Source organism: Clostridium sp. (assembly GCF_029267215.1).
Taxonomy (GTDB): Bacteria; Bacillota; Clostridia; order Clostridiales; family Clostridiaceae; genus Sarcina.
Genome location: NZ_JARIDH010000051.1, coordinates 1 through 11,392, shown reverse-complemented (window position 1 = coordinate 11,392; position 11,392 = coordinate 1). Strand labels below are relative to the sequence as shown.

Sequence of the window (11,392 nt, the reverse complement as noted above, 5' to 3'; positions counted from 1 at the left end):
TCTATATTAAGAAGAGAATACCTTTTAATTTTAAAGGATTAACATTAGTAAAGCATATAAAACCAATGTTTTTAGTTGTTATATTATCAAATGCTAACGTACTTTATACTCAACTTGATAGATATTTTATAGGAAGATACATAAGTATGGATTCCGTTGCTTACTATGTAACTGCCCAAAATGTAAGTAACATAATAAATACATTACTTATGACTGTTATAACTGTAACTATTCCAAGAATGTCAAATTATATATCTAATGAGAGTCATGATGAATATGAAAGATTATTAGATAAAATATCAAAAATGTACTTCATAATATTATTCCCAGCATCAATAGGACTTTTTGTTCTTGCTAAAGAGGTAATAATTATTTATGGGGGGCATGAATATTTACCAGCCATACCTATGTTACAGGTATTCTCATTGTATATTATAAGTTTAGGTTATGAGATGATTTTAAGTAACCAAGTAATGTATATAAAAGGCAAGGAAAAAGAACAAGTTAAATTTACATTCATAGGTGGTGCAGTAAACTTTGTTCTTAATGTTGCTTTATTGTACTTTGGAATATTTAATGGTACTAATGCAATAATAACAACAATGTTAGCTAATATAGTAGTTGTTATCTTAGAATATATTTTCATGAAGACTGTACTTAAGTTAGATTTCAACATATTTGGAATGGATAAGACAAAATATTTAATAATATCACTATTGTTTATACCAGTAACAGCCTTTATAAGTAGATATGTAAGTGGAATATTACAATTTACAGCAGTTGTTGTGGTTGTTAATTCAATATTATATTTTGGAATATTACTATTAATTAAAGATGAAAATTTATTAGAAGTTATGAATAAGTTTTTAGGGAAAATAAGAAATAGATAAGAGAATTTAGGGAGTGAGATAATTGATAAAAAAAATGTTGGTACCTATGCTTGTGGCATTAAGTATTAGTTCAGTAAATGTTTTTGCTGATACTAATACTTCTCTTACTCAATCTAAGGAAAATTTGGTTGGACAAACATATGAGGTAGTGAAAAAGCCACACCAATTTTTTGCTCTTCCAAATTCATATTTTGAAGATGAAAATGGAGTAGAGAGAGAAGAATTTAAAGAAGATAAAGCAGGACAAGAATCCATAAATAGATTAGTTACTAAAACAAAAGATAAATATGAAATTGCTCTAGCACATGAGGATGGAAAGTACACCTATTTAGATTCAGCCAATAGCAATAAAGAAGTTGAATCTAAATTTAAAGAAGAAAGTAGGAAGCATCAAAGTTTTGCTGCTATGCCAGTTATATTAAATAATAGTGGACAAGTAGTTTATTCAAAAAAATCTATGGGAAGAATAGTTAAATATAAAAATGGACAACCAGCTGGATTTAAATATATAACTAATATATATAGCAGCCCTAATTTAACTAATGAATTTACATATGTAAATGCGGGTTACGTTGATGATGTTCCTATTATTGAGGATAGAGGAAATGCAGCTAAGATTGAGATTGCAGGATATGAAGGTTGGGTTAATAAGGATAAAGCTTCAGGAAACTATGACTTAGTTGTAGTTCCATTAAACCAAGCTAAAAATCCAAGCTATTATATAGTTAAGGATGGAGAATTAAAACACTATATAAGTACAAATCTTGTTGATACTTCAGAAGGTGGATATTTTGTAACTATTGGACCGGCACCAGATTTCTTAAAATCAAATGTTAAGTACTATAGTTATGACGGGCAATATTTTTATAGAGATTTAAGCACATTAATAGGTGATTTACAAAATGGTAATCATAATAATTCTGTAAATGTAAATAATAAATTTTATGCATACTATATGTATTTACCATTTAGAAGTAAAACAACATTTACTGCTGATGAGTTGAATACATTTATAAACCGTAAAACAAAACCCAATAGTAAATTAAGAGGAACGGGACAAGCATTTATTAATGCACAAAATAAATATGGTTCAAATGCTTTATTAATGCTTGGCTTAGCGGCAAATGAATCAGCATGGGGAACATCAAAAATTGCATTAGAGAAGAATAACCTATTTGGATTAAATGCAGTTGATTCAAGCCCAGGACAATCTGCAAACTATTTTAAAAGTGCAGAACAATGTATAGATGAATTTGCTAAATACTATATTTCAAGAGGATATTCAGATCCAGAAGATTGGAGATATTTTGGAGGTTATCTTGGAAATAAAGAAAGTGGAGCAAACGTTCAGTATGCATCTGATCCATTTTGGGGAGAAAAAGCAGGACAGTATGCTTATATAATTGATTATTGGACAAGTGGAAAAGGAATAGCTGGATTAGAAGATTTTAATCATTATCAATTAGGAGTATTTACTAAGAGTGGAACAGTTAAAAACAAAGATAAAGTTTCTTTATATGATGTAAAAAATATGAATACTGATAACGTTGAAAAAATAGGGGCAACAACTGTTGTATTAAATAGAAATAAAGTTGATTATTATGGAAATAGTTCTTATGTGATAAATCCAGTTGTTACAGAACCTGTAATTAAAAATGGAAAACCTACTACTTTTAGTGGGGATTATAACTGGAAAGAAAATGGGTATATATCTGCATCAGATATAAAATTTATTAATACTGGAAAATATTCAACAGAACCAGTAGGAAAATGGAAAGATGTTAATGGAACTTGGTATTACGAAGTTCTTGGAAAAAATGCAACAGGATGGCATTATATAGATGGATATTGGTATCACTTTGATTCTAATGGAAAAATGCAGACAGGATGGCAAGAAATAGGTGGATACTGGTATTACCTTAGAAGTAATGGAACAATGAGAATTGGATGGGAAAAAATCAATGGAGAATGGTATTACTTTGAAAGTAACGGAGTAATGCAGACAGGATGGCAAGAAATAGGTGGACACTGGTATTACTTTAGAAGTAATGGAACAATGAGAATTGGATGGGAAAAAATTAATAGAGAATGGTATTACTTCGAAAGTAATGGAGTAATGCAGACAGGATGGCAAAAAATAAATAATACATGGTATTATTTTAGAAGTAGTGGAATAATGAGAATTGGATGGGAAAAGTTCCCTGAAGGTTGGTACTATTTTGATAATAATGGTGCAATGGTTACTGGATCAAGGAAGATAAATAATGTAATGTATTATTTTGAAAATAGTGGATTAATGAGAGAATAATTAAAATAGAGTACTTAAAGTACTCTATTTTTTTTGTGTAAATATAAGAGAAAATGTGATAATATATACTTATATTGAATAAAATGGGGGAAAAGCAATGATTAAAAAGAAAATTGTAGTTACATTAATTGCAGGATCGGTATTTTTAAATAGTGGATTATTTATAAGTAATACTTACGCAGAAACTGCTAGTAAAAATATAAAATCTAATATTTCTAATAATGATGAAGTTTTAAATAATAAAGTTAAAGAAGCTGGAATGAAAAAAAATGATAATAGTAAAATAAATAATAGCTATTTAAAGGATGAAAATAATGTAAATGAAAATAAAGATGAAACACATGAAAAGAGTGCTAAAGTAGAGATAAAGAAAAATCAGTGGGAATTTAAAGAGGGTATTTGGTATTATTATGGTGAAGATGGAAAATTAGTTAAAGGATTCAAGGAGATTGGTGGTTATAAATATTATTTTGGTAATGATTACAAAATGGTAGTTGGATGGCAAAATATTGAAGGTAAAGATTATTATTTTAGAAGTAATGGAACAATGAGAATTGGATGGGAAAAGTTCCCTGAAGGTTGGTATTATTTTGGACAAGATGGAGTTAGAACAACTGGATGGAAGTTAGTTGATGGATATTGGTATTACTTTAATAAAGATACTGGTATTATGAAAACTAATTGGGAGAACATTGATGGGTATCGTTATTATTTTAAAAGTAATGGGCAAATGGTAATTGGTTGGCAAGAAATAGATGGAGATTGGTATTATTTTAGAAGTAATGGTCCAATGAGAATTGGTTGGGAAAAAATTAATGGAGATTGGTTTTACTTTGCAAAAGATGGTTCAATGGTAACTGGTTGGCAAAAAATCAATGGTGATTGGTATTATTTTAGAAGCAATGGAACAATGAGAATTGGATGGGAAAAGTTTCCGGAAGGCTGGTATTTATTTAAGGAGAATGGTGTTATGTCAACAGGGTGGCAGCAGTTAGGAAGTACATGGTATCATATGAAGGATAATGGGCTTATGAATACTGGTTGGCAGAAAATCAATGGATATTGGTATTATCTTCATGAAAATGGAGCTATGAATATAGGGTGGAAAAAAATAGATGGATATTGGTATTATTTTAAAAATAATGGACCTATGGCTACTTTTTGGGAAGGTATAAATGGACAATGGTATCATTTTACTTCTGGAGGAGCCTTAGAAACTAACAAAGTTGTTGGTGAATGGTATGTAAATTCTGATGGTGTTGGAAATCAGATTGTAACAGAAGGTGTTTATGGTAAAAGTGGAAGAGGAAGAAATTTAGATTATTATAGAATAGGAAATGGAAAAAAAGTTTTATTTGCTGTTTTTGGTGTGCATGGTTATGAGGATGCATGGAATGGAGATGCTCAAGAACTTAAAACTATAGCTGAGAAGGCTGTAAGTAGATTAAAACAAGAATATAATAATAAAGGTGTAGATTTAAGTGAATGGAGTGTTTATCTTATACCATCAGCTAATCCTGATGGAAGAATTGAAGGATGGACAAACTATGGTCCAGGTAGAACTACAATAACAACTAGAAATGATATAAATAGATCATTCCCTATAGGATTCAGACCTTATTATAGTGATAGAAATTACACAGGATCAGCTCCATTAGGTTCACCAGAAGCTCAAGCTTTATATAGATTTATTAATAAAACTATGAATGGGGCAACAGAAAAAGTTCTTTTAGATGTACATGGCTGGGAAAATAAAACAATAGGAAATCCTAGTATAGCTAAGTATTTTGATAATCAATTTGGATTTAATAATATAAATAAGTATCCAGGGGGATTTGTAATTACTTATGGAAATTCAATAGGAGCTAAATCAGTTTTAGTAGAATTACCATTCCCATCATCTCATGAAGATATATTAAGAAGAGATTTTTCAGGAAAGTTTTCTAATGGATTATTAAATATACTTTTAAATAATTAATGTCTAATACACTACAAATTTGTAGTGTATTTTTTTATATTATGAATACAAAAATTAAAATATTTTAAAAAACTTTACAAATTAATATGGTAAATGTAAAATTTTACATGGGAGGGATTAAGATGAGAGGAAAAAAGATTAATTTTATAATTTCATGTGGAGTTTTAATTGGAACATTTATTTCTTTTATTCCAAAGGAGGTTGCTTATGCAAAGCCTATAAATACTTTACATAAAGAAGTTAATGTTACTAAAAACAAACAAAATTCAAAAAATCAATGGTATTTAAATAATAAAGATTGGTATTATTTTGGAGAAAATGGAATTATAAAAAATCAATTAAAAAAAATTAATGGATATTATTATTATTTTAATAATAATGGTTTGATGTTAACTGGATGGCAAAAAATAGAAGGAGATTGGCATTATTTTAGAAGTAATGGAACTATGAGAATTGGATGGGAGAAATTTCCTGAAGGTTGGTATTATTTAAAAGAAGATGGGAAAATGGCTATAGGATGGCAACAAATAGGTGATAAGTGGTATTACCTTGAAAAAAATGGTGTCATGGCTACAGGATGGAGGAAAATAGAAGGTTATTGGTATTATTTTGAAAAAAGTGGATCTATGCGAACTGGATGGGAAGAAATTGGTGGATATTGGTATTATTTTAGAGAAAATGGGACTATGAGAATAGGATGGGAAAAATTTCCTGAAGGTTGGTATTACTTAAGAAGCAATGGAACTATGAGGATTGGATGGGAAAAAGTACAGGATAGTTGGTATTATTTTAAAAGTAATGGACTTATGAAAACAGGTTGGGAAAAATTAAAAGGAGATTGGTACTATTTAGAAGAAAATGGAGCAATGACATCAAGATGGAAAAAAATAAATAATATATGGTATTATTTCAAAGACAATGGACCAATGCTATTTAATACATATGTTGATGGATGGAGACTTGATGGTAATGGGGCAGGTCATTATGAAAAAGGATTTAGAAATCCTAAACTTGAAGGTTCCAGCCAGTTAATTGTAGCAACTACAAATAATATGAGTAGTAGTTATTGTAATATAGAAGTTTATGAAAAAAATAGTGGTGGTATGTGGAATGAAGTTGATTCTACTTATGGTAGAGTTGGTAAAAATGGACTAGCTTATATTAAGGATAGAGTGCAATCAACTGATACAACACCTGCTGGAGTTATGGATATAATAGGTTCTTTTGGAGTTTATGATAACCCAGGAACTAAAATTAATTATATGAAAATTGAAGATGATATGTATTGGGATTTAAATAATGGAAGTAAGTACTACAATAGATTGGTTAGATATAATCCAGGAGGAGATTATGAACATTTACTATCTTATAAAAGACAATATGAATATGCTTTAATAACAGATTATAATTATAATCAAGTTCCTAATAAAGGAGGAGCTATATTTGTTCATTGTTTAGGAAGAGGGGCAACTGGTGGATGTGTATCTATGCCAAGAGAAGAAATGTTAAAAACATTAAAGTGGATAGATCCTAATAAAAAACCTAAAATATTAGTTATTCCTAAATATGATATGAGTAAATATTGGTATTAAAAATATATTTAGATATATATATAATTTATGATAAAGATTGGCTATGTTTTAAATTATGATTGAGTTCAGTAATTAAGTTTAAAGAGATAACTGAAATCACATATATTTAATAAAACATAGCCTAAAATTTTATTTTATAAAAGTGAAAAAGTTATGGATAAATATCTTCTAATTTGATTTAAATATAAAAATATAATAATTTTAACTAAAAATACAAATACTTTACAAAAAATACACAAAATTATATAATTTAAATATAATACATAATTAGGAGGTTTTTTTATGAATAATATTAAGAAAAGGGTTATTACAACTACTATTGCTTGTGGTGTGTTTATTTCTATTGGAGGTGGATTAACTGCTTCTCATAATGTTTATGCTTCAGAACATGGACAGTGGATTTATAATAATGATTACTATGAATATGATAACGGGACTAAGGCAAAAGGATGGACTGAGATAGATAACAAATGGTATTATTTTGATAAAAGTAATGGTTATAAAAAACAAAATAATTTTGCTACAGAGATAGATAAAAAGTATTATTATTTTAATGAAGATGGAGTTATGCAAACTGGATGGAAGGTGCATAATGGAGAATGGTATTATTTTGATAATGATGGGATTATGGCTTTAGGATTTAAAAAGATTAATGGAGCTTGGTATTATTTTATGGAAAATTCTAATTATGACTATAATAATGAATATTTAAATATAGGATGTATGACAACAGGTTTACAGAAGGTTAATGGTGAAATTTATTACTTAGGTAATAATGGAGATATGCAAACTGGCTGGGCAAATACAAAGGGTGATTGGTATTATTTTAATTCAAATGGAACTGGAGTTAAGGGTTGGAAAAAAATAAATAATATTTGGTATTATTTTGATAAAAATGACTGTAAAATGAAAACTGGATTTAATAATATAGATGGAAATACTTATTACTTTGATAATAATGGTGCCATGGCTGTTAATTGGGTAAAGGTAGGAGGAGAATGGTACCATTTTGAAAATAGTGGAGTAATGAATACTGGTTGGAAAAAAATAAATAATATTTGGTATTATTTTGATAAAAATGGAGCTATGGCAAAAGGACTTAATAAAATTGCAGATAAATATTATTATTTTGAGGATGGTGGATCAGCAAAATTAGGTTGGAAAAATATAAATGGAGAATGGTACTATTTTAAATCAGATTGTTCTGGGGCTATGAAAGAATGGCAAAATATAGGTGGATATTGGTATTATTTTGATTCAGAAGCTGAGATGGTAACTGGTAGCAGAACAATTGGAAATGAAGATTATTATTTCAATGATAATGGAACTATGAAAACTGGTTGGGTAAAAAATAATTATTGTTGGTATTATTATGGAAGTAATGGAGCTAAAGATTATGGATGGCAAAAAATAAATGGTTCATGGTATTATTTTGGATACGATGGAGAAATGGAAACAGGATATGTAAATATAGATGGAACATATTATCAATTTGGAGATAATGGTGTTTGGCAATATTAATTGAAGGTTACTTGTATTATTTTAATTAAAGTTGATTTATGGTTATCAATTGTTCTTTATATAGATGAAAATATGGGAAACTATGGTATGGTTAAAAAATAAGAATTATATTAGGCAAGAAAGTTTAAAAAAGCAAATATCTTTTATTATACTCAGAAATTTACAAAAGATTAATAGTGAAAATAAAATTCTACTTAGTAAAAGTAGAGTTTTATTTTTTTTATAGATTGACTTTAATTTATTTATTAGAATTCTTAGGTTAGTAGTAAATATCATGCAAGAAAAATGATAATAAATTTTAAAATATTTGTTACTGTTTTGTAAATAAATAGTAGGTGTAGATGGTAAAATAAAACTGTAAATACATTACATAAAATAACAAAAAATTCAAAGAAGAGAAGGGTTAAAAATGAAAAGCGTAAGAGAAAAAGTTGCAATTGCAGTATTAACAGGGGTAATTACAGGAGTGTCAAGCTCATATATATTTGGGGGTAGTAATGTTTATGCAAGTGAATTAAAAGCACCGGTAAAAGTTGAACAAAGCAATTTGCAAAATGGTCAAGCCGAAGAAAATGTTAAAAATTTAGAAAGTAAAGATTTAAAAGATGCACAAAACAAAAATGCAAATGATAAAGCAAATAAGATAGTTACTTCTAAAGATAATAACAAAGATAAAAAAGTTGAAGTAAAAAATAAAGAAAATATTAATAAAGAAGCAAGTAAAGCACAAGTTGTAAGTGATAAAAAAGAAGATAAATCTAATGATATAAATAAGGTTAATAAAGCAACAGTTTCCCAAGATAAAACTAAAGAAACAAAAAAAGTTGAAAATAAAGGATGGAAAAAAGTTAAGAATACATGGTATTATTACGATAATAATGGAAAAGTTAAAACAGGTTGGTTAGACTATAAGGAACATAAATATTATTTAAGTAAATCAGATGGAAGTATGGTAACTGGCGCTCTAGCAATAGATGGCAAGCAATACTACTTTAATCAAAGTGGAGAATTAACTCAAAAAACTGGTTGGCTTAAAGGTAAAGACTTAGAACGTGGTGGAGAATGTTGGTATTACTTTGATAAAAATGGAACTTTACAAAATGGTTTAAAAGAAATAGATGGTGTAACATATTATTTTAATGAAGCTGGTGTTATGGAAACTGGAGCTCAAAATGTAAAAGAAAAAGATGGAACTTATAAATTAATGATGTTTAAAGATAATGGAGCTTTAGTAAGAAAAACTGGTTGGTATAAATTTGAATATAAATCTGAATATGATGGTGACGGAGTATGTTGGTATTATGTAAATTCAGACTACACATTAGCTACAGGTCCAAAAGAAATAGGAAATCATTTATATTATTTTGATAAAGATCAGGGTGTAATGATTACTGATGAAAAAGAAGAGGTTACATTAAAAAATGGAACTAAAGAAAGCTATTATTTTGATGAAAATGGAATTGGATTACCTAATGGAACTGGATGGTCATATAGAGGAAATGGTTCAAATAGAGAATGGACATATTTTAAAGATGGAAAATTAATTACAGGATTACAAAATATAAATGGAAAAACTTATTTAATAGATCCAGAGACTGGAGTAATGAGAACAGGAGTAGTTGATACAAATAAAGGAGTATTCTGTTTTGATGAAAATGGAGCAAGAGTAGAAAAAACAGGATGGAATAAGTTTGAGGGAAAATGGTATTATTTAAATAATGATTATACTATTAAAACTGGATGGTTAAAATATCATAATAATTGGTATTATTTAAATGAAGATGATGAGTTAACTACAGGTAAATCAAGTGATATTTATGGAACAATGGTTGATTCATATAAGAATATAGATGGTAAAAATTATTTATTTAATAGAGATGGATCTTGGGTATCAAAAGAAGGTTGGAAAAAAATCGAGTTTGATGGAATAAATCAATGGACTTATATTAATTCTAATGGAGAATTAGCTAAAGGATGGGAAAAAATAAATAACAAATATTATTATTTTGATGACTATGGATTTATGGTAAAAGGAACTGTTGTTTCAGGTAAAATAGATTATAATAGCAAAAATAATAAAATATACTTTTTAAATGAAGATGGAACTTGGAATAATAAAGAAGGATGGCACTCATGGAATGAAACTGATAATGGAAAACAATGGTGCTATTTAGGAAAAGATGGACTTGCTAAAGTAGGTTGGCAAAAAATAAATGGAAATTGGTATTATTTTGATTTAAATAATGGAGCAATGGATACTGGATTATCAAATATAGTTGAAAATGGTACTAAAAAAACTGAGTACTTTACAAAGGATGGAGCTTGGATAGAACATCAAAGTGAAGGTTGGAAAAAAGATAATACAGGATGGTACTATGTAAATAAAGATGGTAAAGAAGCTAAAGGCTGGGAAAAGATAAATGGAAAATGGTATTATTTTGATGAAGGTTACATGGTAACAGGAATCAAGAAAATATATGATAACAATTCACATAAAGATGTTTTATATGCATTTGATTCAAATGGTGCATTGACAACAAAAGAAGGTTGGTATAAAAAACCATCATATAGCAAGGACTTTTATTTCTGGGGATATGTGAAAGCAGATGGCAACGTTGCTATAGGTTGGGAAAAAATCAATGGAAATTGGTACTTCTTTGATGATTATGGAATGATGCAAGTTGGTACTTTTTTAGCTGAAAATAGCAATGGAGAAAATCAATTATATTATGCAGATATGAATGGAGCATTAGATGAAACTAATGGATGGCATTCTTGGACAGATGGTTCTTCAAAAAATTGGTGCTATGTATCAAAGGGAAAAGTAGTAACAGGTAACAAAACAATAGATGGAACTTCATATTATTTTGATCAATCTGGAACTTTAGTAGATTAATAGATATTTTTTTTGAAAGTGTTAACTTTTATAAGTTAACACTTTTTCTTGTAATAAGGAAATTTTTGTGATAATATTATAGTGTTCAAAAAATGAACGGAAGGGGAAAAGAAATGTTAACACATGAGATTGAGATATTAAAGATATTAAACAATGAGGAAAATATAAGCCAAAGAAAATTAGCTGATATGGTAGGTATTTCTGTTG

At 28.2% G+C, this 11,392-nt stretch carries 7 protein-coding genes; all 7 read left to right on the top strand.

Translation table 11 applies throughout. The features are described from left to right. Positions 1-890, top strand: an 890-nt coding sequence (locus tag Q1K13_RS09570) for a lipopolysaccharide biosynthesis protein (protein ID WP_300350056.1), incomplete at its 5' end; no start/stop codon positions are given. Positions 891-912: 22 nt separating this feature from the next. Next, positions 913-3,198 (top strand): glucosaminidase domain-containing protein, encoded by a 2,286-nt coding sequence (locus Q1K13_RS09565; protein ID WP_300350053.1) that lies wholly within the window; start codon positions 913-915, stop codon positions 3,196-3,198. A 97-nt stretch (positions 3,199-3,295) separates the two neighbouring features. After that, positions 3,296-5,176, top strand: a complete 1,881-nt coding sequence (locus Q1K13_RS09560) for a cell wall-binding protein (protein ID WP_300350050.1) — start codon at positions 3,296-3,298, stop codon at positions 5,174-5,176. Positions 5,177-5,298: 122 nt separating this feature from the next. Beyond that, positions 5,299-6,768, top strand: coding sequence for a cell wall-binding protein (locus Q1K13_RS09555; protein WP_300350048.1), 1,470 nt, complete (start codon positions 5,299-5,301; stop codon positions 6,766-6,768). A gap of 282 nt (positions 6,769-7,050) precedes the next feature. Then, complete coding sequence (locus tag Q1K13_RS09550) at positions 7,051-8,289, top strand: hypothetical protein (RefSeq protein ID WP_300350045.1); 1,239 nt, start codon at positions 7,051-7,053, stop codon at positions 8,287-8,289. A 409-nt stretch (positions 8,290-8,698) separates the two neighbouring features. After that, positions 8,699-11,185: a cell wall-binding protein gene (locus tag Q1K13_RS09545; RefSeq protein ID WP_300350043.1), complete on the top strand. Its 2,487-nt coding sequence runs from the start codon at positions 8,699-8,701 to the stop codon at positions 11,183-11,185. Between the two features lie 92 nt (positions 11,186-11,277). Then, a partial coding sequence (locus tag Q1K13_RS13050; protein ID WP_366522629.1) for a winged helix-turn-helix transcriptional regulator occupies positions 11,278-11,392 on the top strand: 115 nt, incomplete at its 3' end.

Coding starts and splice junctions, on each gene's coding strand:
- Q1K13_RS09560 (WP_300350050.1), top strand. CDS start 3,296: ATGATTAAAAAGAAAATTGTAGTTACATTAATTGCAGGATCGGTATTT.
- Q1K13_RS09555 (WP_300350048.1), top strand. CDS start 5,299: ATGAGAGGAAAAAAGATTAATTTTATAATTTCATGTGGAGTTTTAATT.
- Q1K13_RS09550 (WP_300350045.1), top strand. CDS start 7,051: ATGAATAATATTAAGAAAAGGGTTATTACAACTACTATTGCTTGTGGT.
- Q1K13_RS09545 (WP_300350043.1), top strand. CDS start 8,699: ATGAAAAGCGTAAGAGAAAAAGTTGCAATTGCAGTATTAACAGGGGTA.